Below are 23,775 nucleotides of genomic sequence, written 5' to 3'. Positions count from 1 at the left end.
TTTTGGCGGGGCCGTATTCCCTTGAACGCGCGGCGGGACAAAAAGGGGTTGAACAAAGGTGCAAGCAAACGTATCGGGGTGGCCGATCCCGGTAAACTGCCGCCATGGCCAAGTCACGAACCGTCTACGTCTGCGCCGAATGCGGCGGCATCTCTCCCAAATGGCTGGGACGCTGCCCCCACTGCGAAGCCTGGAACACCCTGGAAGAAACCGTCGAGAAGCCGGCTTCCGCCGCCGCGGCCTCGCACCGCTATGCGCCGCTGGCCCATTCCGCGCCGGTGCGCAGCCTGTCCGACATCGAGGCGCGCGAAACGCCGCGCCAGCCCACCGGGCTGGACGAATTCGACCGCGTGCTGGGCGGCGGCCTGGTGCCGGGCGCCGTCGTGCTCATCGGCGGCGATCCCGGCATCGGCAAGTCCACGCTGCTGCTGCAGGCCCTGGCCTCGCTGTCGGCCACCGTGCGCGTGCTGTACGTCACCGGCGAAGAATCCGCCGAACAGGTGGCGCTGCGCGCGCGCCGGCTCGAACTGGCCACCGGCCGGGTCGACCTGCTGGCCGAGATCCGGCTGGAGGCCATCCAGGCCGCCGTGGCCGAGCAGAAGCCTTCCGTCGCCGTCATCGACTCCATTCAAACGCTGTACAGCGGCGAACTGACCGCCGCGCCCGGCTCGGTCTCGCAGGTGCGCGAGTGCGCCGCGCAGCTCACGCGCCTGGCCAAGCAGACCGGCATCACCATCGTGATGATCGGCCACGTCACCAAGGACGGCGCGCTGGCCGGCCCGCGCGTGCTCGAACACATCGTCGACACCGTGCTGTACTTCGAAGGCGACACGCATTCGTCGTTCCGCCTGGTGCGCGCCTTCAAGAACCGCTTCGGCGCCGTCAACGAGCTGGGCGTGTTCGCCATGACCGACCGCGGCCTGCGCGGCGTGGCCAACCCCTCGGCCCTGTTCCTGTCGCAGCATGCGCAGCAGGTGGCGGGCTCGTGCGTCATGGCCACGCAAGAGGGTACGCGGCCGCTGCTGGTCGAGATCCAGGCGCTGGTCGACAGTTCGCACGCGCCCAATCCGCGCCGCCTCACCGTCGGCCTGGAAGGCAACCGCCTGGCCATGCTGCTGGCGGTGCTGCACCGGCATGCGGGCGTGTCCACGTTCGACCAGGACGTCTTCGTCAACGCGGTGGGCGGCGTGCGCATCACCGAGCCCGCGGCCGACCTGCCGGTGCTGCTGTCCATCATGTCGTCGCTGCGCGACCGGCCCTTGCCGCGTGGCCTGGTCGCCTTCGGCGAAGTGGGCCTGGCCGGCGAGATCCGGCCCGCGCCGCGCGGCCAGGAGCGCCTGCGCGAAGCCGCCAAGCTGGGCTTCGGCATCGCGCTGATCCCCAAGGCCAATGCGCCGCGCCAACCGATCGAAGGACTCGAGATCTGGGCCGTCGACCGCCTCGAAGACGCCCTGGAAAAGCTGCGATGAGCATCGCCGTCGTCACCGCCTGCCTGGCCGGCGGCGCTTCCATCGGTTTCCTGGGCGGCGTGCTGGGCATCGGCGGCGGGCTGATCGCCATTCCGGCGTTGGCCCTGCTGCTGGGCATGTCCCAGCAGGAAGCCCAGGGCACCGCGCTCATCATGGTGCTGCCCACCATCATGGTGGCGGTGCGCAAGTATCACCAGCAGGCGCGCTTCGACCTGCGCGTGGCCGCGGCGGGCGCCGCCGGGGCCGTGGCCTTCACCTGGGTCGGCGCGCGGCTGGCGCTGGGCATCCCCTCCAGCACGCTGCGGCAGAGCTTCGCGGGGTTCCTGTTCTGCGTGGGCCTGTTCTATCTGTACCAGACCTGGCGCCGCGGCCGTCCCGCGCCGGTGCGCGCCACGCCACAACCCGCGGCGCCGGAGTTCACGCCCGCGCGCGCGGCGGCCCTGGGCGTGGTCGCGGGCACGTTGGGCGGTTTCTTCGGCGTGGGCGGGGCCATTCTGGCCGTGCCCATCATCACCACCGTGTTCCGCCTGCCGCAGACCACCGCGCAGGCGCTGGCGCTGTCCATGGTCATCCCCGGCTCCACCATCGCGCTGATCACCTATGCCTGGGCCGGGCAGGCCGACTGGACGGTCGGCGTTCCGCTGGCGCTGGGCAGCCTGGCGCTGGTGCCGATCGGCGTGCGGCTGGCCTATCGCCTGCCCGAGCGCGGCCTGCGAGCGGCCTTCGCCATCATGCTGTTCGCCACGGTGGCCTTGCTGATCTACGAATCGTAGGTCCGGGGCTGCTGGCATCCGGCAAGTCAGCGCGCTGACAGCGTCGCAACCATCCGTAAAAGTGCGGATATTCCAGGATTTTTGCGCGGCGTCCGCACTCCAAGGTCTTACACACGCACCAAGGCACTTCCGCCTGCCGTGTGATTGAAGAAGGAGTTCCCACCATGACGACTCAATCGCGTATTGCCGCGTTCCTGTCCACCTCGGCGCTTTGCCTGGGCCTGGCGGCTGCGCCCTCGGCTTTCGCCGCGCCATCGAGTGCCGAGGGCGCGAGCAACGCATCGGCCAAGACGGCCAAGCACAAGGCGCATGCCCACAAGGCCAGCGCCAAGAAGGCCAATACGGCCACTCCCGCCAAGTAACTCCCTGAACCGAACACGGCAGGCCGGTCTTCCGTCCTGCAAGACCTTCGCCGGTAGTTGTTGTATGCGGAGGGCCGGCATGCCGTGTGCTCGTGCGCTGTCCCCTGGATATGCCCGCATGGCACGTATCCCGGGGACAGCGCACGGGGCACTCTTGATCGCCGCAGCGGCCAGCGACGGCGATGCCCCCCAGCGGGGTTCAGCGCAAGGCGGGCGCCGCCGGCATCGTCCCGCGCAGCGTGCGCCAGTACCAGGCGTGCAGCAGCAGCGCCGACAGTCCCAATCCCACCATCGCCATCAGCCACATCGTGCCCGCGCCTTGCGGCGAGTGCGGCATGATCGCCAGGCGCAGCCAGTCCAGCCCGCCGCGGCCCGGGCCGAAGCCCAGCCACCATCCCCCCAGCAGGCCCACGATGCCCAGCGCCAGCACCTGAAGCAGCAGCGGCACCACCGCCACCTTGTAGGCGCGCAGCAGGTACGAGTTGATGCACTGCATCGAGTCGCACAGGTGGAACAGCGGAATCATGGCCAGCAGGCTGCCGGCCACCGCGGCCACCTGCGCGTCGCTGGTGTAGGCGGCCAGGATGGGCTGGCGGCCGACCAGCAGCACGGCGGAGGTGAGCAGCGCGCCGATCAGGCCCAGGGCCAGTCCGGCCAGGCCCGTGCGCCGCGCCTGCGCCGGATTGCCCGCGCCGATGTTCTGCGCCGCCAGCGCGCCGGTGGCCACGCCCAGCGCCATCGGCATCATGTAGCACAGCGCGGCCAGATTCGACATGATCTGGTGGCCGCCCAGCACGTGCGTGCCTTCGCGCGCCACCAGCAAGGCCATGAAGGTGAACGCCGAGACCTCGACCAGGTACGAGCCGCCCATGGGCAGGCCCAGGCGCAGCAGTTCCTTCTGCTGCAGCCATCGCGGCCGTCCCAGCCGCAGATCGAAGCGGCGGTAATACGCGTCGTGCCGGATCACCCACAGGCCGATCATCAGGCTGGTCCAGTAGGTGATGGCGGTGGCGATGCCGGCGCCGGTGGCGCCCAGCGCGGGCAGGCCCAGCTTGCCGTAGATCAGCAGCCAGTTGCACGTCGCCTTCAGCCCGATGCCGCCCAGGTTGATGGACATGACGATCTTGGGCCGCGACACGGCCGCGCCCAGGGCGTAGATGGTGCGGAACATCAGCGAGGCGGGCAGGGCCACCACCAGCGCGCGCAGGTACGCGGCCATGCTGTGGCGCACGTCTTCATCCACCGGCCCCGACAGCGACAGCCACAGGTCCGGAAACAGCATCAGCAGCGCGCCCAGCACCGACAGGCCCAGCGCCAGCCAGATGCCCTGGCCCCATGCCCGGCCCACTTCATCGTGGCGCCCGGCGCCGAAGTGCTGGGCCTGGATCGGGATCAGCGCGTGCACCACGCCCATCAGGCCGACGAACACGGTGATGTAGACCGACACCGACAGCGACATGGCCGCCAGGTCTTGCGCGCTGGCGTGGCCGGTCATGGCGGTGTCCAGCACGCCGAAGGCGATGCCGGCCCACTGGCTGACCAGCACGGGCCAGGCCTGGCGCACGATGTTGCGCATCGTGCCCCCGAAACTCATGAGGGAACCGCCGGCAGCCATGGGACCTTACCGGTTGGGCGGGACGCGCAGCAGGCGGAACACTTCGTTGCGGTCGGCGCGGCGGCCACCGCGCCAGAGCTCTTCGACGTCCTGGTCGCTGTAGGCCGCGGTGCCGTCGCGCAGGCTGTTGTTGGTGGTCTGCTGCAGCACCAGCGTGCAACGTCCGTCGTAGGGGAAAGTGAGGTTGTCGAAGATCAGGAAGGACGCGCGCTGGCCGGCGCCCAGGCTCAGGCCGCGCACGCATTCGCCGGGCCGCAGGTTGGCTCGCAGGGCTGCCGTCAGTTCGCCCGACACGGTGCGGTAGCTGCGCGCGTAGTCGACGGCCGGCTGCCACAGCAGCACCAGCAGGATCCAGGTGGCGGTCAGGCCGCTGGCCGACAGCACGGTGCCGCGCCACAGGGCCGCCGGGCGCTCGCTCAGGCGCCATTTCACCAGCAGCACCCAGGCCGCCGTGACGGCCAGCGACAGCAGGACGGCGATCCAGCCGATGGTGGGCTCGTAGCCCGTGGTCTGGCGCGCGATGTTATGGGCGATCTTTGGCGGCCAGCCGAAGTGCAGCGCCACCCAGCCCAGCCAGGCGGTGGCCAGCGTCAGTGAAAAACACATCACGGCGAACCAGTCCAGCGTATTGATCACGCCGCGCCGCAACGTGGGCAGCGAGAACGCGGCCAGCGTGGCGCAGGGCACCGCCAGCAGCACGTACTCCGAGTCGCTGGGCTCTTCGAGGAAGAACAGCAGCAGCAGTGCGCAGATCAACTGCATCATCGCCAGCCAGATGTGCGGCGAGTAGAGCCAGTTGCGCCAGCGCCAGATGGCCAGCAGCGCCAGCGGCCAGGCGGGCCACAGATACCAGGGCAGGTCGCGCAGCGTGCGCATCGACAGGCCCAGGAGCGGCATCGAGAACGAACTGACGTTCCAGGCCTTCCAGTTGCGGATCCAATATTCGCTGGTGTTGGCCGCCGGAATCCACCACGCCAGGATCAGGGCGGCGGTCAGCAGGATGATGACGGGCAGCCAGCGCACGCGCAGCCACAGCATGCTGCGTGGGTGGAAGGCCAGCAGCGCGGACAGCATGATCGGGATGGCGCCGACCCATCCGCGCGTCAGGAAGCTGCCGGCCAGCGCCAGGACCAGCGTCAGAGACCCGATGACCGGCCGGTCGATCATGCGCGCCAGGGAATAGAACGCCATCGCGCCGCAGGCCATGATGGGCGGCACGACGGAGGTCTCGTGGATGCGCTGCAGGATGCCGACCATGGCCAGCAGCAGCAGCAGCGCGGCGTCGGCCAGCATGCGGCCGTAGTCGCGCGGTTCCGGTTCGCCGCCGAACGGCAGGGCCAGCGGTTGCGCTTCGGCGCGGCGGCCCAGCAGATAGGTGCCGTACCAGATGCCGGCGGCGGTCATGCCGAACCACATCACGTTGGGCAGGCGTCCGGCGGTGATGTCGCCCACCAGCGGGCCGAACAGCCAGACCGAGATGGCCCCTACCCAGGTCAGCAGCGGACCTTCCTCGGCGTGCGCCAGGTTGCCCACCTGGGGCAGCAGCCATGCCGCGCCGCCCTCGCGCAACGCGGTCAGCATGGTGGCCAGTCCCACCGCGTCGTCCGTCTTCCAGGGGTCGCGCATGAACAGGCCGGCCACGATATAGGCCAGCGACAGGCTCAGCAGCACCAGGCGGGGCAGCTTGGCTGCGCCCAGTATGGTCAGGCGGGCAGGGGTGGATCGCGAAATGGGAGGCACGGAGCTAAATGTAATCGACGCGGGCGGGTGTGTTGACGAAAATTGAGGACGGACCGTGAGGGCGCGGAGAAAAAAAAGCAGCCCGCCTGGGCTGCTTTTCTTGCCGGTTCGCCGCAGCGGCGCGCGGGGCGCGCCGACCGGGCGGAAATCCGGGGCCGGATGTCCGGATCAGGAAGCCGACTTGACGGTGCCAGCGGTGCGGGCGAAACGGGCGCGGAACTTCTCGACGCGGCCGGTTTCGACGATGCGGGTCTGGGCGCCCGTGTAGAAGGGGTGCGATTCGGACGTCACGTCGCACTTGAACAGCGGGTACGTCTTGCCGTCCATTTCGATGGTTTCGCGCGTGGTCACGGTCGAGCGGATGATGAACTTGCTGCCCGTTTGCAGGTCAGCGAACACCACGTCGCGGTAATTGGGGTGAATGTCGGCTTTCATGAGGAAAATCCTTGGGGGTGTTGGTGGGTCGCCAGCCGACCCTGCCGCAGCGGTAAAACCGCAGAACCGCGACAGGCCGGCCACGTATCCAAAAAGGTAACTCGGCATTCTAACAATGCCCATGGCCAGCCCGCAAGCCTATTACAGCTCGGTACGCAGCCTCCAGATCTCGGGGAACAGCACCACCTCGATCATCTTGCGCAGGTAATCCACGCCGGACGTGCCGCCGGTGCCCCGCTTGAAGCCGATCACGCGCTCCACGGTGGTCACGTGGCGGAAACGCCACAGCCGGAAGGCATCCTCCAGGTCTGTCAGTTTTTCGCCCAGTTGATACAGGTCCCAGTGGGTGTCGGGCGCGCGGTAGACCGCCAGCCAGGCCTCCTGCACCGCGGCATCGGCTTCGTAGGGACGGGTCCAGTCGCGCTGCAGATGCGTGGCCGGCACCCGCAGGCCCCGGCGCGCCAACAGCCGCAAGGCCTCGTCGTACAGCGACGGTGCTTCGTAGGCCGCCCGCACCTGCGCCAGCAGGTCGGGCCGGTGCCCGTGCGGCTTGAGCATGGCCGCGTTCTTGTTGCCCAGCAGGAACTCGATCTGGCGGTATTGGTAGCTCTGGAAGCCGCTGGAGCGGGCCAGGTAGGGCCGCAGCGCCGAGTACTCGGGCGGCGTCATCGTGGCCAGCACATCCCAGGCATGCACCAACTGCTCCAGGATCTTGCTGACGCGCGCCAGCATCTTGAAGGCCGGCTGCAGGCGGTCGGCGCGCACGGCGTCGATGGCCGCGCGCAGCTCGTGCAGCATCAGCTTCATCCACAGCTCGCTGGTCTGGTGCTGCACGATGAACAGCATCTCGTTGTGCTCGGGCGACAACGGATGCTGCGCGTCCAGCAGCTTGTCCAGGTGCAGGTAGTCGCCATACGTCATGTCGCCGGCGTAATCCAGCTTGGGTGCTTCCTGGCGCACCACGTCTTCGGAAGTCGGTTGGCTCATGGCGGACTCCTCAGGTCACGGCGGCCAGGCGCTGGAAGCGCGCCTCGCGCCACAGTCCCTCGGCCAGCACCTGGTGCAGGCGTTCGACGGCCTCCCAGACGTCGGCGTAGCGCGTGTACAGCGGCGTGAAGCCGAAGCGCAGCACGTCGGGCGCGCGGAAATCGCCGATCACGCCGCGCTCGATCAGCGCCTGCACGATGGCGTAGGCGCCTTCCTCGCGGGCGAAGCAGACCTGGCTGCCGCGCAGCGCGGGGTCGCGCGGGCTGACCAGCGTCAGGCCGTGGCCGGCACAGCGTTCCTCGACCAACTCGATGAACAGGCCGGTCAGCGCGATCGATTTCTCGCGCAGCGCCTGCATGCCGCCCAGCGGTTCGGCCGCCAGCACGCTGTCGATGCCGCATTCCAGCGCCGTCATCGACAGCAGCGCGGGCGTGCCGCACAGGTAGCGGTCGATGCCCGGCGCGGGCTGGTAATCCGGCGTGAACTGGAAGGGCGCGGCGTGGCCCATCCAGCCCGACAGCGGCTGGTGCATGCGGTCGGCGTGGCGCGCGTGCGCCCACACGAAGGCGGGCGCGCCCGGACCGCCGTTCAGATATTTGTAGCCGCAGCCCACCGCGAAGTCGGCCCCCGCTCCGTTCAGGTCCACCGGCACCGCGCCCGCCGAATGCGCCAGGTCCCAGACGGCCAGCGCGCCAACGTCGTGCGCGGCGCGCGTGAGGGCCGCCATGTCGTGCATGCGGCCGGTGCGGTAGTTCACGTGGGTCAGCATCAGCACCGCCACGCGGTCGTCCAACTGGTCGGGGATCTCGTCGGGTTCCAGCAGTTCCAGCGTCATGCCATGCTGGCGCGCCAGCCCTTCGGCGATGTACAGGTCGGTGGGAAAGTTGCTGCGCTCGCTCAGGATGCGGGTGCGGCCCGGCCGGGTGCGGCCCGGCGCGTCGGCGGCCACCAGGCCCAGCGCCGCCGACATCACCTTGTACAGGTTCACCGAGGTCGAGTCGGCCACCACCAGTTCGCCGCGGGCGGCGCCCACCAGGCGGGCGATCTTGTCGCCCAGGCGCTGCGGCAGGTCGATCCAGCCGGCGTCGTTCCAGCTGCGGATCAGGCCCTGGCCCCATTCCTGGGCCACGGTCTGCTGCACGCGCGCCGCCGTGGCGCGCGGCAGCACCCCCAGCGAATTGCCGTCCAGGTAGATCTCGCCGTCGTTCAGTTGAAACTGGTCGCGCAATCCGCGCAGGCGATCGGCATCGTCCTGCCGTTGGCAGGATGTCTTGTCTTTCATGCTGTCCTCGTCTTTCAGGAAGAACGGGTCAGTCCAGGGCGCGCAGCACCGCGCGCACCGGACTGGCGTCGGCCTGGGCCAGCGCCAGCGGCAGGGCGATCAGTTCGTAATCGCCTTCCGGCACGTCATCGAGCAGCAGGTTTTCCAGGACGCGCATGTCGCGCCGCAGGATGACGTGGTGGCTGTCCAGGGTCTTGCTGGACGCGGGGTCGATGCTGGGGGTGTCCAGGCCGATCAGCATGACGCCGCGGTCGGCCAGCCATTCGATCGTCTGCGGCGCATAGGCCGAGAAGTCTTCCGTCCACCAGTGCACGGCGGCGTGCAGCGCCGTGCGCACCAGCACGCGTGGCGGCAGGCCCCCGATGGCGTGCTCGAGGTGTTCGGGCAGGATCAGCGGGCCGCGGCCGATGGCGTGGATGACACGGCAGGGACCCAGGAAGGGTTCGAGCGACAGCGCACCGATGGCGGGCGCGCCGTTGCGGTAGTGCAGCGGCGCATCGGCGTGGGCGCCGATGTGCGCAGACATCGTGATCTCGCTGACGTTGACCGGGCATTGCGGCGTCAACGTCCATTTCCATTGCTGGCGATACGGCGTGTCGCCGGGAAAAACCGGCGAATCGGCCGAAACCTGCGGCGAAATGTCCCAGAGGCGTTTCATGGAAGCCGGGGCGGGCGGATGTCTGTTTACAGGGATCAGTCGAGGCTGATCGAGGCCCGCCTGCCGATGTCGCCGAAGACCTGCAATTTCGGTGACCGGCTTGCGGTAGGCCTCGGGGCCCATCGAGACCGGCTTCAGCGCCATCGCGGCGCAGGCTTTCCGGACCTCGTCATCCCGCATGATACCGGCAATGGCCTGCTCCAGGGTAGCGCGCACCGGGGCGGGCGTCCTGGCCGGCGCCACCAGGGCGCACCAGCCGACCATCGACCCCGAGGGCATGCCGGCCTCGCGAGCAGCCCGCGGCGGGTGCCTGAGCCAAGCCATGGCGCAGGATGTGCCGGGCTGTTTGTTCTCGTTCTACATCTGCCCCAGCTGCGCCATCGACACCACCTGGTCCGCCGCCACGATCAGGTGGTCCACCAGCCGTACGTCGACCAGCGCCAGCGCCTGGCCCAGCCTGCGCGTCAGTTCGCGGTCGGACGCGCTGGGCTGGGCCAGGCCCGACGGGTGGTTGTGCGCCAGGATCAGCGCCGCGGCGTGATGGCGCAGGGCCTCGCGCACCACTTCGCGCGGATATACCGAGGCCTGCGCCAGCGTGCCGCGCGCCACTTCGCCGACGGCGATCAGGTTCAACTGGTTGTCCAGGTACAGGGCGATGCAGTGCTCGACGGTGCGATGGCTCAGGGCGGTGCGGCAATACCGCTTCACATTGTCGGGATGGTTCATGGAAGGCCGGCCCACCAGGTCTTCCTCGATGGCGCGCCGCGCCAGTTCCAGCACCGCCGCCAGCGCGCAGGCCTTGGCCGCGCCCAGGCCGGGTTCCCGGCACAGTTCGGCGGGCGTTGCCGCGAACAGCCCGCGCAGGCCGCCGAAGCGCCCCATCAGGCGGCGGCCCAGTTCCACGGCGTTCAGCCCGGGCGTCCCCGTGCGCAGGGCCACCGCCAACAGCTCGGAATCGTGCAGCGAGGCGGCTCCCTGGCGCAACAGGCGCTCCCTGGGCCGTTCGTGTTCGGGCATGCTCTCGGACAGTTTCATGCGAAGGCTCTAAAATCAATGTTTTACGATTGCCCATACGGTGGCAGATCTTGAACGCCGCATCTTCCGAAGTGAATGTTTTGATCCGTCCGGACTCCTACCTCACCCTCCATTACCGCATCGTCCTGGCCTCGGGCCCGGCCGAGGGTTCGGTCTTCGCCGACACCTTCGACGGACGGCCCGCCACGCTGCAGATGGGCAGCGGCCAATGGGCCCCCGGCCTGGAGGCCGCGCTGCTGGGCCACGCCGAAGGCGAAAGCTTCAGCGTCACCCTGGCGCCCGCCGATGCCTATGGCGAGCGCAACCCCGAGCTCATCCAGCGTGTCACGCGTGGCATGCTGGCCGAGCACGCCGGCCCCGACGCCACCTTCGATCCGGGCGACCTGGTCGAGTTCGCCGCGCCCAACGGCGGCCGCTACTCCGGCATCCTGAAGGAAATCAACGACGACTGGGCGCTGTTCGACTTCAACCATCCCATGGCGGGCGCCGCCCTGCGGATCGACGTCTCCATCCTGGGAGTCCTCTGATATGCAGTCCGTCGCCGTTACCCGTCCCGACGCCGAAGTCCTGCTGGCCCAGCCGCGTGGCTTCTGCGCGGGCGTCGATCGCGCCATCGACATCGTCGAGCGCGCGCTCGAACTGCATGGCGCACCCATCTACGTGCGCCACGAGATCGTGCACAACCGCTACGTGGTGGCGGACCTGCGTGCCAAGGGCGCCATCTTCATCGATGAACTCGAAGACGCCCCGTCCGGCGCCATCGTCGTGTTCTCCGCGCACGGTGTGTCCAAGGCGGTGCGCGCCGAGGCCGAAGCGCGTGGCCAGCGCGTGTTCGATGCCACCTGCCCCCTGGTCACCAAGGTGCACATCGAGGTCGCGCGCATGCGCGCCGCCGGCCGCGAGATCATCATGATCGGCCACAGGGGCCACCCCGAGGTCGAGGGCACGCTGGGCCAGGCCGAGGGCGGCGGCATGTACCTGGTCGAAACCGTCGAGGATGTCGAGGCCCTGCAGGTGCGCAATCCCGACAACATGGCATACGTCACCCAGACCACGCTGTCGGTGGACGACGCGGCGGTGGTGGCCGCGGCGCTGAAGGCGCGTTTCCCCACCATCGCCGAGCCCAAGAAAAGCGATATCTGCTATGCCACGCAGAATCGCCAGGACGCCGTGAAGGTCATGGCGCCCGACTGCGATCTGGTGCTGGTGGTGGGCAGCCCCAACAGTTCGAACTCCAACCGCCTGCGCGAAGTGGCGCAGCGGCTGGGCGCCGCGGCCTATCTGGTCGATGGCGCCGAAGCCATCGACGCCGCCTGGCTCGAAGGCCGCCAGCGCATCGGCATCACCGCGGGCGCGTCGGCGCCGGAGGTGCTGGTGCAGCAGGTGATCGAGCGCGTGAAGGAATTGGGCGCCGTGTCCGTGCGCACCATGCAGGGCCTGGAAGAAAACGTGGCCTTCCCGCTGCCCAAGGAACTGTCGCGCAAGACGACGGCCGCCGGCCAGTAAGGAAAGGCGTTCCGGGGCATTGCTGCCGGAATGGATCGCCCCGCCGCGTCTGGTGCGCGGCGGCGCAAGACATGCATGCCAATCGCGCCGCCCGCCGCGCGGCGCATCGAGGAGACGACACTTCATGCAGTTGTACAGCTATTTCCGCAGCTCGGCCGCCTACCGCGTCCGCATCGCCCTGAGTCTGAAGGGACTGTCCTACGAGACCGTGCCGGTGCATCTGGTCAAGGGCGGCGGGCAGCAACTGGAGCCGGCCTATCGGCAGGTCAATCCCAACGCGCTGGTGCCGACGCTGGTCGATGGCGACCTGACGCTTGGCCAGTCGCTGGCCATCATCGAGTACCTGGATGAGACCCATCCGCAGCCTGCCTTGCTGCCGGCCGATGCCGCGGGCCGCGCCCGCGTGCGCGCCCTGGCGCTGACCGTGGCGTGCGACATCCATCCGCTGAACAACCTGCGCGTGCTGAAGTACCTGAAGCACGACCTGAAGGTGGATGAGGACGCCAAGAACGGCTGGTATCGCCACTGGATCGACGTGGGCCTGGGCGGGCTGGAGCAGATGCTGGCGGGCTCCCCGCAGACGGGCCGTTTCTGCCATGGCGATACGCCTACCTTGGCGGATCTGTGCCTGGTGCCCCAGGTGTTCAATGCGCGGCGCTTCGATTGCGATCTGTCGGCGTTTCCCACGCTGGTACGCATCGACGCGGCATGCCAGGAATTGCAGGCGTTCCAGGATGCCGCGCCGGAACGGCAGCCGGATGCGCAGTAGGGCGCCCGCGGCCCGGACGGACCCGCGGATCCAGACCTGCGGACTCAGACCCTTCTGGCGCTGACGTCGGCCGGCCTCGTGCCAGCCCTTAGTGCCAGCCATCAGCCGGCTCAGACCCCGGCCAGCGAGTAAAGGGGAGGGGGCGGGGCCGCTGGAGGGGGGCTCCGGCCGGCAGTCGCCTTTCTTGGCTTTTTTTGGTCTCTTCTTGGTCGTATGGTGGTGCGACAGTGCCGAGCAAAGCAAAAGGGCAGCCCCATGCGGGCTGCCCTTCTTTTTTGGTGCCGGAGATAGGAGTCGAACCTACGACCTTCGCATTACGAATCGGCGCGCGCACGCCTTGCCATGATTTGGAATCAGATGGTCCGGGGCCGCTTACAACAAGGGAATTACACGACTTAATGGCTCTACAGGGGCAGAAACGACGTGACTGAACACAGTACGTCGTGGCGCAAAACCGTGTTCGCGCCGTGGCCCCGTCACCTGGAGCCAGCACATGAAGTCGAAGATCACCCAGGCCCTCGTCGAGAGGGCTGCCGTCCCCGATAAGGGCAAGTCCACCCTGTACGCCGACACCGAGATGCGCGGGTTCTACCTCATCGTCACCCCGACGAAGCGCAGCTTCTACGTCCAGTCGCTCGTCAACGGCAAGCAGGTTCGCACGAAGCTCGGCGACCACCCGGCGCTCGACGCCAAGCAGGCCCGCGACCTCGCCCGCTCCGTCCTCGTCGGCATGCGCGGCGGCACCAACCCGAACGAGGAGCGGCGCAAGGCCAGGGCGCGGGGCATCACCCTGCGCGACGCTCTCGACCTGCACCTCGCCGCCAAGCCGCTGTCCGAGAGGACCAAGGAGGACTACCGCTACAACTGCGAGCAGTACCTCGCCGACTGGCTCGACCGGACGCTGAACGAGCTCGGCTCGGACCGTTCGGCCGTGCGCGAGCGCCACCGCAAGCTCACCGAAAAGCACGGCGCCCCGACTGCTGACAATGCCTTCCGCATCTTTCGCGCCGTTTACAACCGGGGCCTGCGGGAGCATCCCGACCTGCCGCCGAATCCCTGCGGCAACGTGGACCATCACGGTCTGCGCCGCCGCAAGGTGGACGCCAACACTGACAGGCTCAGGGCGTGGGGCGAGGCGGTGCTCAAGCTCCATCCCGTCCGCCGCGACCTGCACCTGTTCATGGTACTGACGGGGATGCGCCGCACGTCGTCCTGCGAGGTGCGGGCCACTGACCTGCACCTGGCTGACAGGCGGCTGCACGTCCCGAGGCCGAAGGGTGGCGCACAGCGCGCCTTTGACCTGCCGCTGTACGGGCCGCTCGCGGACCTGCTCGGCCACCGCCTGAAGGAGAACCCGAAGGTGCAGCGCAAGACGCAGTGGCTGTTCCCCGCCGACAGCGAGAGCGGGCACGTTGCCGAGGTCGCCCAGCATGAGTTGGGCGGGCTGACAGGCCATGCCCTGCGCCATACCTTCGCCACCCTTGCCGTGCAGGCTGGCGTGCCGCTGCTGGAACTGAAGTACCTGCTCAACCACGCGGCGAGCAACGTCACGATGGGCTACATCCACGTCGGGCACGAGCACCTGCTCAAGCACCAGGAGACGGCCTCGCGCTACATCCTCGCCACGCTCGGGCTGGAGTGGACGGAGGGCCAGTGGCCGCCGCGCCTTGCCGGTTCGGCGGATGCCGAGGAGCAGGGCGAGGAGTCCGAAGAAGTGGCTGCCTGATCCTTCATCAGGGCGTTATGGCGCCCAAGGGCATGAAATGAAAGGGCCACCTCGACGGTGGCCCTTCTTCACGCACGGCGCAACAACGGCGGCTAACCTTGGGCAACCACCTGCACGGTCGTCAACGCCTCGGCCGACTGTTCCTCGTCCATATCCGCAGGGTGCGCCTTCTGCCGGGGTGGAACCTCGATGCCCTTCTTGCGCATGTCGTTGGCGTACCAGCGGACGGATTTGTCGGTCGCCTGCGCGCCGTCAACCTGCGCGTTCACCATCGCCGCGATGAGCCCGTGCGGGTAGCCTGCGGGGTCCATCAGGAACTGTCGGGCGAGCGCGCCGATGCCCTTGCCACGCGGAGCCTTCACGGTCTCCGGTTGAGCGTCCGGGCTCTCGATGGCCTCGGCCTGCGGCTGTGTGTTCGGCACGGCTGCCTCGGGCTGCTGCAGTTGTCCGAACGAGGCGACGTCGATGTTCTTGTCGGCCGCGATCGCTTCGATCCGCGCGGCCAACTTGCCTCGGGTCGCAAAGGTCTTGGATCCCGCCGGTTTGTCGGCGATCTTGTTATGGAGCTCAAGTAGCTCCTTCATGCTCATTTCTTCCAGCTTCATGGTGTGCTCCTACGTTGTGGGGACATAGGGCTATTAGGTCGCGTTTCGCTGGATTCGGAAGCCCCCTCGACTAGCTCTGTGTACGTTGTACACTACTCTTGTGAATGATGTTCACAGGATTTTTAAGAGCATGGCTCAACAGAACGATGAACTGGTGGGGATAGGTGAGATTGCCGAGATGGCAGGGGTGTCTCGTCAAGCAGTCGCCAACTGGCGGGTGCGGGCGTCGGACTTTCCTAGCCCGGTCGCGGAGCTAGCTTCCGGGCCGATATTCCGGCGCTCACAGATCCGATCTTGGCTGAAGCGAAACAAAAGGAACACTCCAATGGCGCATGTAATTTCTACGATCAACTTGAAGGGTGGCGTTGCTAAAACGACCACGTCCGTAGCCTTGGCCGAAGTCTTCTCGGCGGAGATGCAGAAGAAGGTCCTAGTCATAGACCTCGATCCGCAGACCAACGCAACCATCATGCTGCTCGGGGAAGACAAGTGGCTTGAGCTGAACGAACAAGGGCACACGCTGGCCCAGTTGTTCAAGGACGCCATGAACCCCGACGACAAGAAGTTCGACCTCGGCGCCACGCTCCAGAAGCGCGTGGGCGACGTCCAGGAGGCCAGGACCATCGACCTGCTGCCGTCGAGCCTCGACCTGATCGACGTGCAGGATCAGCTCGCGTCGGCACCCTCCGGCAAGTTCTACGCTGTGAACCCGGTCGAGCTCCTCTGGAGGGCGGTCAAGTCGAAGCTGGACGACTACGATATCGTCATCATCGACTGCCCGCCGAACCTGGGCATCGTTACGCTCAACGGCCTGCGCCTTTCGGACGCCTACATCATCCCGACCATCCCGGACCACCTCTCGACCTACGGTATCCCGCAGATCGTGACCCGCGTGGGCGAGTTCGCCGACGCCATTGGCGAGGAGATTGACCCGCTGGGTATCGTCATCACGAAGTACCAGGCCAACTCGACGGTGCACAACACCATGCTCCGCCAACTCAAGAAGGACACGAACGTGCCGGAGGTTTTCAACACGACGGTCAAGCAGACCAACACAGCCTCGGCGGCGGCGGAGTTCTCGCCCCACAAGAGGACGCTGCGCCAGAAGTACGGCTCCGACCCGAACGGCCTGACCTCGACCTACATCGCCCTCGCGAGGGAAATCTGGAATGACCTGGAGGACGAGCTGTGAGCCTAAGGAACACACTCAACCGGCTGGTGCGGGTCGTGATCGAGGAGGCGGAGCGCAACCCCGAGTTCGAGGCGGCGCTGAACGACGCGCTCGGCGCCCAGGCGTCGGGCAAGCGCAAGCAGCCCAAGGAGGCCCCAGCGGTCGAGTCGGCAGGCAGCGAGGCCAAGCGCGGGAAGAACCGGCGCCCCCCGGCTGCACTCGACCCCGTGCAGGTCGTCCGCGACGGGGAAACCGCCCTCCGCGCCTCTCTGGAGAAGCTGTCCCTGGACCAACTGAGGGACATCGTGGCGGAGTACGGCATGGACCCCAGCCGACTGGTGATGAAGTGGGTCGACTCGGCGCGGGTGATAGACAGGATCGTGGAGTTGTCCACCGCGCGGGCGCGCAAGGGCGACGCCTTCCGCAAGCCCGCTGACGACACACAACCTCGTCACGAGGAGCAGGGCGGTCTTGCAGCGGCGTCGGGCGACACACCATCTAACATTTCGTCAGAAGGCGAGCCGCCATTAAAGCCTTGAAATGAAAAGGGGCGACCCGTCACGGATCGCCCCTCGAACACGGTGCAAACAGGATCAGTGGACGTGGGCCAAGGGCCGGCTTTCGGCCAGTGCCCAGGTCTCACGGTCCAGGTAGGCGTCCCACGCCCGGCTGTACGGCAGGCCCGCCATCGCGGCAACCAAGTCGAATTCGTCGGAGAAGGGCTTCACCCCGGCGCTTGTGGCGGTCTCGACCAGGGCGTCGATCAGTTCACGGCCGCTGGTTACGGCGCTGCATATCGCACGCAGTGCCAAGGCTACCGGGTGGTCTGCCGGATAAACGGGGAGCTTAGTCGTCGCCATCGCCGCCACCGATCAGGGCATGGTCGATCTCCTGCTCACGCATCGCGAGGGAGACGGTGTTGAGCGGATTCGAGCGGCCCGACTGCAGGTGCGGACGGCGACCAAGATGCCCTGGAGGCGCGCATCGCCCAGCTTGATGTACTCGCGGACCTTCTCGTAATCTTCCAGCTTCATGGCGACCGCGAGCTCGGCAGGGCCGACCGGACGGTCCTTGCTGGGCATCTTGTCCAGCAGCGACAGGACGGCCGAGGCCAGGGCGACATTTTTGGTGCCGGCCGCGACCTGGGCCATGTGGCCGAGCTCGGCGGGTCCGGCGTGCTGAAGCTGCTGGAGGTACTCCGTGCGCTTCGGGTCGCCGAGCGCGGCGCGGGACAGAACCTTGGCGGGGCTGTCGTAGAACGGGCGCTGCGCGACGAGTTGGGCGTGGGGTGCGCCCGCCTGCTTGAGCAGGCCGTCGAGCTCGGCGCGGCTGTTGTCCTTGATTTGCCCGATGGCGGCCAGGGTCTCGGTCTGCGCGAAGCGCGCCACGTCGGCACCGGAAAAGCCCGAGGAGTGCTTCCAGCGGGAGGCGATCTCGGTCTTCTTGGCGGCCACGTCCTTGTTCAGGCGCTCGATGGCCTTGAGGACGCGGGTGTGGATGGCATCCAGGCTGGACGCCAGTTCGCCGATCTGCTGGGTGTTCAGCAGGGGCGTGTCGGTGAGGGTAATCTTCATGCTCGGGGCTCCTGAGGTTGGGGTCCTCCGGCCGCATGTGCGAGCACCCGAGCCAGTCGGGCTGGCCGCACGCCAATGCGCGGCCGGATGCTGTCAATGTGTCGTGGCGCGCTGGTTGGCGATACCAACATTTGCCATGCTGTGTTTCAGCGGGGCGCGATGGCGCCGACTGGCAAGCGGATCAAGGGCTTGGGCGCCATGACCGACTGATAGGCAATCAGATGGTCTCGTCTACGAGGTCCGAGATGCGCCCGATGGGGACACTGCCCGAGCCTCCACACTCGAAGCAGATACGGATGCCGACAACGTCTTCGGAGAAGGTGGGACGGCTGCACCGCATGCAGCGGAGCCAGCCGACGCGACGCACGACGCGGGGCGGATTGATGTTGGGATCGAGCACGGGCGCGCGTCGGGACAGGTCGCCGTCGAAGGGCCAGCGCTCGGGGTCGATCAGGGCGCGACCGACGAGATGGTCACCCGCAGGTCGCCGGATGACGGGCAGGCGCTTGTGATCGGGGAACGAGTCGGAGTCGATCCGCCACTCCATCCCATGCTGGCTTATGCCGTGCGCCCTCGCGGCCTGACTGATGCTCGCATAGAGGACGCCCGCCACCTCGACGGGGCTGCCGCTCACTGTGCGCCTCCGTCCTTGATCCGCGCCTCCCAGTCGCGCCGCTCCTGGTACTCCCTGGACAACTTCTCCCAGGTCTCCTGGTCAAGCCGCGGCATCGGGCCGATGCATGTCATCTCCGAGCAGGCGGCGAGCACGTCACGGCCGCCCAGGGCGCGCACGGCCTCAGGCGCCGTCTCCTCGAACCTGTCGAGCGTGCCCTCGATCAGCTCGGCGTGCTCCAGGGCCTCGGCCATGCTCAGTTTCTTAGCTTCCGCCATCTTCGCGCTCCTTGTTCGCCTCGTACTTCGCCAGTAGCTCTGCCAGGGTCTTGCGGTCCTCGCTCGGCATCTTGAGCAGGGCGTCAGCATCCAGGCCGCTGCTCTCCTCGACCTTGACCCGCAGGCGTGAACCGCCCCGGGTATCGCGGAGGCTCCAACTCTTGAGAGAATGTGAGCCATGAGCAAGAACAACGCGAACAAGTTTTCCCCGGAAGTGCGCGAGCGCGCAGTGCGCCTGGTGCAGGAATCTCGCAGCGAGTACCCGTCGCTGTGGGTGGCGGTCGAGTCCATCGCGCCCAAGATCGGCTGCTCGGCGCAGACGCTGCTGACCTGGGTCAAGCGCCACGAAGTCGACAGCGGACAGCGCGAAGGCGTCACCACCAGCGAGCGAGAACGCATCAAGGAGTTGGAGCGGGAGAACCGAGAGCTGCGCCGCGCCAACGACATCCTGCGCACGGCCAGCGCTTTTTTCGCGCAGGCGGAGCTCGACCGCAAACTGAAGTCGTAAACACCTACATCGACCGGCACCGGGAGGTTTACGGGGTCGAGCCGATCTGCAAGGTGTTGCAGGTTGCCTCGTCGGCCTATCGGCGCCATGCCGAGCGGCTGCGCGATCCGGCGCGGCGCAGCGACCGTGCGCGGCGTGACGAACAGCTCATGCCGCACGTCCAGCGAGTCTGGCAAGAGAACCATCGCGTCTACGGCGCCGACAAGGTCTGGCGGCAGTTGAACCGCGAAGGCGTGATGGTGGCCCGTTGTACGGTCGAACGACTGATGCGCGCTCAGGGCCTGCAAGGCGTGCGGCGCGGCAAGCGGCTGCGAACGACCATCGCTGATGATGCCGCAAGCCGTCCAATGGATCGGGTCAACCGGCAGTTCCGGGCCGAGCGGCCGAACCAGTTGTGGGTCTCGGACTTCACCTACGTCTTGACCTGGCAGGGCTGGCTGTACGTGGCCTTCGTCATCGACGTCTACGCCCGGCGCATTGTCGGCTGGCGCGTGAGTAAATCCATGACGACGGACTTCGTGCTTGATGCGCTGGAGCAGGCCCTATACGCCCGCCAGCCTGGCAACGATGGTTCTCTGACCCATCACTCCGATAGGGGATCGCAGTACGTCAGCATCCGCTATAGCGAACGCCTGGCCGAAGCGGGCATCGAGCCGTCCGTGGGCAGCCGTGGTGACAGTTACGACAACGCCTTGGCCGAGACCATCAACGGCTTGTACAAGGCTGAACTGACTCACCGCCGCGCACCCTGGAAAACCAGGGAATCTGTCGAGCTGGCAACCCTGGAATGGGTCGCTTGGTTCAACCATAAGCGCCTGCACTCATCCATCGGCTATATCCCGCCGGCCGAGGCTGAGGCAAACTACTACAACCTACTCGGTACATCCGCCGGGGAGGCTGTTTTACTTTAACCAAACAGCCTCCGCGAAAACCGGGGCGATTCAGTTGATGGAATGGGTACTTCTGCGGGTATCGGTTCATCTGGGCGTCGGTGACGGAGGAGAACGGCCGAAGCCGTTCCCACACCGCCCGGCTGGGTAAGCCGGAAGCAACCAGATCAGTCGAACAGATTCAACTGACCAGGATGCGACCGCCAGTGTTGGCACACATGCTCGATCCGGCCGAAGCGGAACCGCGTATATGCCGTCACGAAAACGGTCTTCACCTTGGTAAGCACGCCCATAGCGTTACCTCCAATCGAAGAGATTAGAGGAGCAGTTGTCGCCTGCAACTCCTGAGCGTAGAATCTCAGGTTGTCCTGACAAGACAGTTGCAGGTGGCGGGGTCGCCCCGTTTCACCTTGCGCCAAACAACCCCGGTGTCGCCGCTCCTGCAAGAGCGGCGCATCGGGGTTTTTCTTTGACCAATGGTCTCTGACTGCCCCTATGCACACCGGGATGTTGGCGATTCTACACGTGGTTCTCGGACTTGTGCAACTGGTTCTTTGACAAATGGAGAACTGGGTTTAGAATCACCCCATCACACTAGGGGGTCCAGTCATGAGTGAAGTGGAACAAGAGGGTAAGGCAGGCAAGCGAAACGCAGTGCATCGCAGCCCCGCTTATCCCGCAATCGATTTGAAGGCCGCTCTAGATAGAGCGCAGGTCTTCTATATGCATGAGAGGCGGGCTGAGGCGGGCGTCGCCGTGGCAGTTCAGCATTGGGGCTACTCAGTCTCCAGCAGCGGAGGTAAAGGGGTTCTTGCAGCCCTCATTGCTTACGGTCTGATGGAAGATAAAGGGAGTGGGGAGCAGCGCCGCGTAAGACTTACGGACCTTGCCTTGCGGATATTGCTAGATGAACGGCCCGACTCGTCAGAGCGAGACGAAGCGGTGCGACGTGCTGCTTTGATGCCCAAGATTCATGCGGAGCTCTTTGCTCGCTGGCCGGATGAACTGCCATCGAATCCGAACTTGCGGCACTACCTACTCATCGAGAAGAAGTTCAATGAGAACGCTGTCGACGATTTCATTAAGGAACTGCGCATAACCGCAGAGTTCGCCAAGCTCTATGCACCCTCCGGAGTGGAGGTGGGGCTGCCATCAGTTGATGCGACCGCCCCTTCGTCAAGTATTGCTCAAGAGCCAGAGCAGAACGTAGAGTCCTTGCTAAGACCAGCGCCGAGTCAAGCGCAATCTCCGATCCCAAGCATGGCTCGCCCAATTGCGGCCAGCGCCAACATGCGCCAGGACACCTTCACGTTGGATGAGGGGCAGGTCATGTTGCAATGGCCAGCGCAACTCAGCGAAGACAGCTACGAGGACTTGAAGGACTGGCTGGAGCTTCAATTGAGGAAGATTCGAAGAGGGGTGCAGGCATCATCGCGGGACGAGGGTGCTTGACGCCGCATACCGGCGCATTCATCAAACACCACCGTGGCCAATACGCTCCCAGGCTTCGCGAAACTCATCGACCTCATAGTTACCGGGCTGAAGCCAGTAGGAGATGCGGCCGTCCTTTTCGCCGCGGTGGGCGCGCTCTTGGACTTCGGATGGTAATAGGATGAACGCCGAGGGCGTGGACGTGGCGACCTTGTTCACGATGACCCAGAAGTCTCCCATGATCTTGTCGAGGGAGAGTCCGAGCGGTACGGGCGCACGCTTGCTCAAGGCTTTGACCTGGACGCCGACGAACCGGGAGGCATCGCGGCTGTAGGCGATGATGTCAACACCTCGGGCGTTGCGAGCCGTAGGCATGACGTTCCACCCGAGCAGAGACAGACGGTAGCAGCAGTAGTACAGCCCCACGTTTCCCGTGAGCTGTGGGTCGAGGGTCGCATTGCCGTTCGTCGCCATCTGGTCTCCATAGCAAAAAGGGCAGTCCGTATGGACTGCCCTTCTCACTTTTTTGGTGCCGCTTGCCGGATTCGAACTGGCGACCTTTTCATTACGAATGAACTGCTCTACCAACTGAGCTAAAGCGGCGAAACCTAAAACTTGTCTAAACCGTGTCTGTACTACCGTGCCATCAGACTGCTGGCGGCCCGAAAGCCTTGTCGTGCTTGCCTTCCGCCTCCGCCACCACGACAACCGCGTCGTGATTACGAATGCGCTGCTCTACCAACTGAGCTACACCGGCAAAAACCGAAATCTTCATCGCCTTCAAGCTTGCGGATTTTAAAATCCGTCTTGGCTAGCGAAGACCGCAATCTTACCACAAATTTCTCTGGTGGGTAAAGAAGTGCAGGAAGGTAATGATGGCTGCGCGGAGGCGGAGTGTCGGCCAGGGCCCGGGCTGGAAGTTGCCCCGACTTGCATGGTGGTAAAAAACCGTGCATAATCTCGTTTCTCTGGTCCCCGATAGCTCAGTCGGTAGAGCGACGGACTGTTAATCCGCAGGTCACTGGTTCGAATCCAGTTCGGGGAGCCAAGCATTGCAGGGCCACGTTGTTCGCAGCGTGGCCCTTTTAGTTTTTTTCGGGGCCTGCCGTAAAGGCTTCATCATGGGCGAAGTGCTCTGCCGTACGAGCCGCTTCGCGACGCGCCGTATCGGAAAGCCGGCCAGGCAGTGGCGCGGCGGGTCTCGCGATTCTCGACAGGCCAGGCCATGGCGCCAGGCATCCACGTGGATGCTTCCGGGTCTTGCGGTTCGCAGGGCGCCGCGCGGACCGCATGTGCAGTCCGTTCGTTTGAGGAGAAGGGCGGCGTCCATGGCTGATCGGCGCATCGCTGTGACGGTACTGACGGGATTCCTGGGCAGCGGCAAGACCACGCTGCTCAATCGACTGGTGTGCGAGCCGGCCTACGCAGGCGCCGCGGTCATCGTCAATGAATTCGGCGATATCGGCGTCGACCACCATCTGGTGCGCGCCATCGATGGCCGTATCGTGCTGCTCGAGGGCGGCTGCATCTGCTGCTCCGCCAGCGGCGGCCTGGCGGATACCTTGCGGGATCTCTTCATGCTGGCCTTGCGTCGGCAGATACGGCCGTTTGCCCACGTCCTGGTCGAGACCACCGGGCTGGCCAGTCCCGCGGCCATCATGTTCACCTTGCGCCACGATGCCTTCCTGGCCGAGCGCTTCGTCTACCAGGGATCCATCGCCGTGGCCGACGTGCAGCATGTCGGCGACCAATTGCGCCGCCAGCCCGAGGCCGCGCAGCAGATTGCCCTGGCGGACGTCGTCGCGCTCAGCAAGGCGGATCTGTGCGCCGCCGGGCAGGTCGAGGCGGCGCGCCAGAACGTCGAGGCGGCCAACCCCGGCGTGCCCATCTGCGTGCTGCGCCGCGACGGTCCGCTGGATGAGCTCCTGCTGCATGTCCGGCCGGTCGAGCGGGGCGAGCAGGCGATGCGCATGGGGCGCTGGCTGGGAGCATTCGGCGCCTCCCGGCTCGAGCGGCATCCCGGCCTGTCGCATTTTTCGATGACCCTGTCCTCGCCCATCAGTCGAGGCGCCTTCCTGGCCGGCATGCATGACGTGCAGGCCACTTATGATCAGGGGTTGCTGCGCATGAAGGGCCTGGTCTGCTTCGAGGGCGAGGCGTTGCCGTGCGCGGTGCATGGCGTGCATCGCCAGTTGTACCCGCTCGAGATGCTGCCGGAGTGGCCGGGCGACAGCCGGGCTTCCAGCCTGGTCTTCCTGATGCGCGGCCACGAGCGCGATGCGGTGCTGGGAACGGTGCGCAAGGCCTTGCACCAATCCGCGCCCTGACGGGCGGGCTGCCGGCGGCCG

26 protein-coding genes, 2 tRNA genes and 1 other annotated feature are annotated in these 23,775 nt (G+C 66.4%); of the genes, 13 read left to right on the top strand and 15 right to left on the bottom strand.

The features are described 5' to 3' along the window. The first annotated feature begins 104 nt into the window (after positions 1 to 104). From radA to A6745_RS19720, 3 genes are all read left to right on the top strand, one after another. Complete coding sequence (gene radA, locus A6745_RS19730) at positions 105 to 1,469, top strand: DNA repair protein RadA (protein WP_066130829.1); 1,365 nt, start codon at positions 105 to 107, stop codon at positions 1,467 to 1,469. Continuing rightward, a complete protein-coding gene (locus A6745_RS19725; protein ID WP_066130828.1) occupies positions 1,466 to 2,242 on the top strand; it encodes a sulfite exporter TauE/SafE family protein in 777 nt (258 codons plus the stop codon). The genes radA and A6745_RS19725 overlap by 4 nt, the downstream gene beginning before the upstream one ends. A gap of 164 nt (positions 2,243 to 2,406) precedes the next feature. After that, entirely contained in the window at positions 2,407 to 2,604 is a 198-nt protein-coding gene (locus A6745_RS19720) for a hypothetical protein (protein WP_066130827.1), read from the top strand. A 199-nt stretch (positions 2,605 to 2,803) separates the two neighbouring features. Here the strand turns inward: A6745_RS19720 and A6745_RS19715 are convergent, their stop codons facing one another. From A6745_RS19715 to radC, 7 genes are all read right to left on the bottom strand, one after another. Continuing rightward, positions 2,804 to 4,219, bottom strand: a complete 1,416-nt coding sequence (locus tag A6745_RS19715; RefSeq protein WP_066130826.1) for an MATE family efflux transporter — start codon at positions 4,217 to 4,219, stop codon at positions 2,804 to 2,806. Between the two features lie 6 nt (positions 4,220 to 4,225). Beyond that, the gene (locus A6745_RS19710) at positions 4,226 to 5,959 is read right to left on the bottom strand and encodes an ArnT family glycosyltransferase (RefSeq protein WP_066130825.1); all 1,734 of its coding nucleotides are present in this window, start codon (positions 5,957 to 5,959) and stop codon (positions 4,226 to 4,228) included. Positions 5,960 to 6,127: 168 nt separating this feature from the next. After that, positions 6,128 to 6,394, bottom strand: coding sequence for a type B 50S ribosomal protein L31 (locus A6745_RS19705; RefSeq protein ID WP_066130824.1), 267 nt, complete (start codon positions 6,392 to 6,394; stop codon positions 6,128 to 6,130). Positions 6,395 to 6,535: 141 nt separating this feature from the next. Beyond that, the gene (gene kynA / locus A6745_RS19700) at positions 6,536 to 7,381 is read right to left on the bottom strand and encodes a tryptophan 2,3-dioxygenase (protein WP_066130821.1); all 846 of its coding nucleotides are present in this window, start codon (positions 7,379 to 7,381) and stop codon (positions 6,536 to 6,538) included. A gap of 10 nt (positions 7,382 to 7,391) precedes the next feature. Next, a complete protein-coding gene (kynU, locus tag A6745_RS19695) occupies positions 7,392 to 8,663 on the bottom strand; it encodes a kynureninase (RefSeq protein ID WP_066130818.1) in 1,272 nt (423 codons plus the stop codon). Between the two features lie 28 nt (positions 8,664 to 8,691). Beyond that, positions 8,692 to 9,321, bottom strand: a complete 630-nt coding sequence (gene kynB, locus A6745_RS19690; protein ID WP_066130815.1) for an arylformamidase — start codon at positions 9,319 to 9,321, stop codon at positions 8,692 to 8,694. Between the two features lie 357 nt (positions 9,322 to 9,678). Continuing rightward, on the bottom strand, positions 9,679 to 10,356 hold the full coding sequence (gene radC, locus A6745_RS19685) for a RadC family protein (protein WP_066130812.1): 678 nt from the start codon (positions 10,354 to 10,356) through the stop codon (positions 9,679 to 9,681). A gap of 50 nt (positions 10,357 to 10,406) precedes the next feature. On the opposite strand from radC, the gene A6745_RS19680 reads away from it, so the two are divergent. The 4 genes from A6745_RS19680 (at position 10,407) to A6745_RS19665 (ending at position 14,357) form a co-directional block, all read left to right on the top strand. Continuing rightward, on the top strand, positions 10,407 to 10,883 hold the full coding sequence (locus A6745_RS19680; protein ID WP_156513453.1) for an FKBP-type peptidyl-prolyl cis-trans isomerase: 477 nt from the start codon (positions 10,407 to 10,409) through the stop codon (positions 10,881 to 10,883). Between the two features lies 1 nt (position 10,884). Further along, positions 10,885 to 11,862: a 4-hydroxy-3-methylbut-2-enyl diphosphate reductase gene (gene ispH, locus A6745_RS19675; RefSeq protein ID WP_066130809.1), complete on the top strand. Its 978-nt coding sequence runs from the start codon at positions 10,885 to 10,887 to the stop codon at positions 11,860 to 11,862. Between the two features lie 124 nt (positions 11,863 to 11,986). Next, positions 11,987 to 12,631, top strand: coding sequence for a maleylacetoacetate isomerase (maiA, locus tag A6745_RS19670; protein WP_066130807.1), 645 nt, complete (start codon positions 11,987 to 11,989; stop codon positions 12,629 to 12,631). Positions 12,632 to 13,124: 493 nt separating this feature from the next. Then, entirely contained in the window at positions 13,125 to 14,357 is a 1,233-nt protein-coding gene (locus A6745_RS19665; RefSeq protein WP_066130805.1) for a tyrosine-type recombinase/integrase, read from the top strand. A 92-nt stretch (positions 14,358 to 14,449) separates the two neighbouring features. Here A6745_RS19665 and A6745_RS19660 read toward each other — a convergent pair whose 3' ends face one another. Further along, positions 14,450 to 14,962, bottom strand: a complete 513-nt coding sequence (locus A6745_RS19660) for a hypothetical protein (RefSeq protein WP_066130803.1) — start codon at positions 14,960 to 14,962, stop codon at positions 14,450 to 14,452. Between the two features lie 130 nt (positions 14,963 to 15,092). On the opposite strand from A6745_RS19660, the gene A6745_RS19655 reads away from it, so the two are divergent. Next, complete coding sequence (locus tag A6745_RS19655; RefSeq protein ID WP_082853160.1) at positions 15,093 to 16,154, top strand: ParA family protein; 1,062 nt, start codon at positions 15,093 to 15,095, stop codon at positions 16,152 to 16,154. Then, positions 16,151 to 16,672 carry a hypothetical protein gene (locus A6745_RS19650; protein ID WP_066130799.1) on the top strand — a complete coding sequence of 174 codons (522 nt, stop codon included), beginning with the start codon at positions 16,151 to 16,153 and terminating at the stop codon, positions 16,670 to 16,672. The genes A6745_RS19655 and A6745_RS19650 overlap by 4 nt, the downstream gene beginning before the upstream one ends. A gap of 54 nt (positions 16,673 to 16,726) precedes the next feature. Here A6745_RS19650 and A6745_RS19645 read toward each other — a convergent pair whose 3' ends face one another. The 4 genes from A6745_RS19645 to A6745_RS19630 form a co-directional block, all read right to left on the bottom strand. Next, entirely contained in the window at positions 16,727 to 16,993 is a 267-nt protein-coding gene (locus A6745_RS19645) for a hypothetical protein (RefSeq protein WP_066130797.1), read from the bottom strand. 12 nt (positions 16,994 to 17,005) lie between these two features. After that, on the bottom strand, positions 17,006 to 17,707 hold the full coding sequence (locus A6745_RS19640; RefSeq protein WP_197488194.1) for a hypothetical protein: 702 nt from the start codon (positions 17,705 to 17,707) through the stop codon (positions 17,006 to 17,008). A 217-nt stretch (positions 17,708 to 17,924) separates the two neighbouring features. Further along, complete coding sequence (locus A6745_RS19635; protein WP_066130795.1) at positions 17,925 to 18,341, bottom strand: hypothetical protein; 417 nt, start codon at positions 18,339 to 18,341, stop codon at positions 17,925 to 17,927. Continuing rightward, positions 18,338 to 18,598, bottom strand: coding sequence for a hypothetical protein (locus tag A6745_RS19630; protein ID WP_066130793.1), 261 nt, complete (start codon positions 18,596 to 18,598; stop codon positions 18,338 to 18,340). The genes A6745_RS19635 and A6745_RS19630 overlap by 4 nt, the downstream gene beginning before the upstream one ends. 178 nt (positions 18,599 to 18,776) lie before the next feature. Between A6745_RS19630 and A6745_RS19620 the strand changes: the two genes are divergently transcribed. Continuing rightward, positions 18,777 to 20,017, top strand: a protein-coding gene (locus A6745_RS19620; protein ID WP_156513452.1) for an IS3 family transposase whose coding sequence is annotated in 2 segments (ribosomal slippage) — positions 18,777 to 19,062 and positions 19,062 to 20,017 — 1,242 coding nt in all. Because the reading frame shifts where the segments join, the coding sequence is not laid out codon by codon here. Continuing rightward, positions 19,061 to 19,177: a sequence feature (AL1L pseudoknot), on the top strand. It overlaps the preceding gene by 117 nt. Before the next feature lie 588 nt (positions 20,018 to 20,605). Continuing rightward, on the top strand, positions 20,606 to 21,448 hold the full coding sequence (locus A6745_RS28780; protein WP_156513451.1) for a hypothetical protein: 843 nt from the start codon (positions 20,606 to 20,608) through the stop codon (positions 21,446 to 21,448). A gap of 21 nt (positions 21,449 to 21,469) precedes the next feature. On the opposite strand, the gene A6745_RS19610 is transcribed toward A6745_RS28780, so the two are convergent. The 3 genes from A6745_RS19610 to A6745_RS29600 form a co-directional block, all read right to left on the bottom strand. After that, positions 21,470 to 21,901: a hypothetical protein gene (locus A6745_RS19610; RefSeq protein ID WP_066130782.1), complete on the bottom strand. Its 432-nt coding sequence runs from the start codon at positions 21,899 to 21,901 to the stop codon at positions 21,470 to 21,472. A 53-nt stretch (positions 21,902 to 21,954) separates the two neighbouring features. Beyond that, a tRNA-Thr gene (locus A6745_RS19605) sits at positions 21,955 to 22,030 on the bottom strand. Between the two features lie 43 nt (positions 22,031 to 22,073). Then, positions 22,074 to 22,202, bottom strand: coding sequence for a hypothetical protein (locus tag A6745_RS29600; RefSeq protein WP_269148914.1), 129 nt, complete (start codon positions 22,200 to 22,202; stop codon positions 22,074 to 22,076). A 197-nt stretch (positions 22,203 to 22,399) separates the two neighbouring features. Here A6745_RS29600 and A6745_RS19600 point away from each other — a divergent pair. After that, a tRNA-Asn gene (locus A6745_RS19600) sits at positions 22,400 to 22,475 on the top strand. Between the two features lie 280 nt (positions 22,476 to 22,755). Beyond that, a complete protein-coding gene (locus A6745_RS19595; RefSeq protein ID WP_066130780.1) occupies positions 22,756 to 23,754 on the top strand; it encodes a CobW family GTP-binding protein in 999 nt (332 codons plus the stop codon). Positions 23,755 to 23,775 lie beyond the last annotated feature (21 nt).

It is taken from the genome of Bordetella ansorpii (genome assembly GCF_900078705.1).
Taxonomy (GTDB): domain Bacteria; phylum Pseudomonadota; class Gammaproteobacteria; order Burkholderiales; family Burkholderiaceae_B; genus Bordetella; species Bordetella ansorpii_A.
This window is presented reverse-complemented; position numbering and strand designations above follow the sequence as displayed.

Bases quoted from the DNA above. Each gene is read 5' to 3' on its own strand.
- A6745_RS19720 (WP_066130827.1), top strand. From the start codon at position 2,407: ATGACGACTCAATCGCGTATTGCCGCGTTCCTGTCCACCTCGGCGCTT.
- A6745_RS28780 (WP_156513451.1), top strand. From the start codon at position 20,606: ATGAGTGAAGTGGAACAAGAGGGTAAGGCAGGCAAGCGAAACGCAGTG.
- A6745_RS19610 (WP_066130782.1), bottom strand. From the start codon at position 21,901: ATGGCGACGAACGGCAATGCGACCCTCGACCCACAGCTCACGGGAAAC.
- A6745_RS19595 (WP_066130780.1), top strand. From the start codon at position 22,756: ATGGCTGATCGGCGCATCGCTGTGACGGTACTGACGGGATTCCTGGGC.
- A6745_RS19665 (WP_066130805.1), top strand. From the start codon at position 13,125: ATGAAGTCGAAGATCACCCAGGCCCTCGTCGAGAGGGCTGCCGTCCCC.
- ispH (WP_066130809.1), top strand. From the start codon at position 10,885: ATGCAGTCCGTCGCCGTTACCCGTCCCGACGCCGAAGTCCTGCTGGCC.
- radA (WP_066130829.1), top strand. From the start codon at position 105: ATGGCCAAGTCACGAACCGTCTACGTCTGCGCCGAATGCGGCGGCATC.
- A6745_RS19660 (WP_066130803.1), bottom strand. From the start codon at position 14,962: ATGAAGCTGGAAGAAATGAGCATGAAGGAGCTACTTGAGCTCCATAAC.
- A6745_RS19725 (WP_066130828.1), top strand. From the start codon at position 1,466: ATGAGCATCGCCGTCGTCACCGCCTGCCTGGCCGGCGGCGCTTCCATC.
- A6745_RS19630 (WP_066130793.1), bottom strand. From the start codon at position 18,598: ATGGCGGAAGCTAAGAAACTGAGCATGGCCGAGGCCCTGGAGCACGCC.
- maiA (WP_066130807.1), top strand. From the start codon at position 11,987: ATGCAGTTGTACAGCTATTTCCGCAGCTCGGCCGCCTACCGCGTCCGC.
- kynU (WP_066130818.1), bottom strand. From the start codon at position 8,663: ATGAAAGACAAGACATCCTGCCAACGGCAGGACGATGCCGATCGCCTG.
- A6745_RS19715 (WP_066130826.1), bottom strand. From the start codon at position 4,219: ATGGCTGCCGGCGGTTCCCTCATGAGTTTCGGGGGCACGATGCGCAAC.
- A6745_RS29600 (WP_269148914.1), bottom strand. From the start codon at position 22,202: ATGAAGATTTCGGTTTTTGCCGGTGTAGCTCAGTTGGTAGAGCAGCGC.
- kynB (WP_066130815.1), bottom strand. From the start codon at position 9,321: ATGAAACGCCTCTGGGACATTTCGCCGCAGGTTTCGGCCGATTCGCCG.
- A6745_RS19655 (WP_082853160.1), top strand. From the start codon at position 15,093: ATGGCTCAACAGAACGATGAACTGGTGGGGATAGGTGAGATTGCCGAG.
- kynA (WP_066130821.1), bottom strand. From the start codon at position 7,381: ATGAGCCAACCGACTTCCGAAGACGTGGTGCGCCAGGAAGCACCCAAG.
- A6745_RS19640 (WP_197488194.1), bottom strand. From the start codon at position 17,707: ATGAAGATTACCCTCACCGACACGCCCCTGCTGAACACCCAGCAGATC.
- A6745_RS19705 (WP_066130824.1), bottom strand. From the start codon at position 6,394: ATGAAAGCCGACATTCACCCCAATTACCGCGACGTGGTGTTCGCTGAC.
- A6745_RS19645 (WP_066130797.1), bottom strand. From the start codon at position 16,993: ATGGCGACGACTAAGCTCCCCGTTTATCCGGCAGACCACCCGGTAGCC.
- radC (WP_066130812.1), bottom strand. From the start codon at position 10,356: ATGAAACTGTCCGAGAGCATGCCCGAACACGAACGGCCCAGGGAGCGC.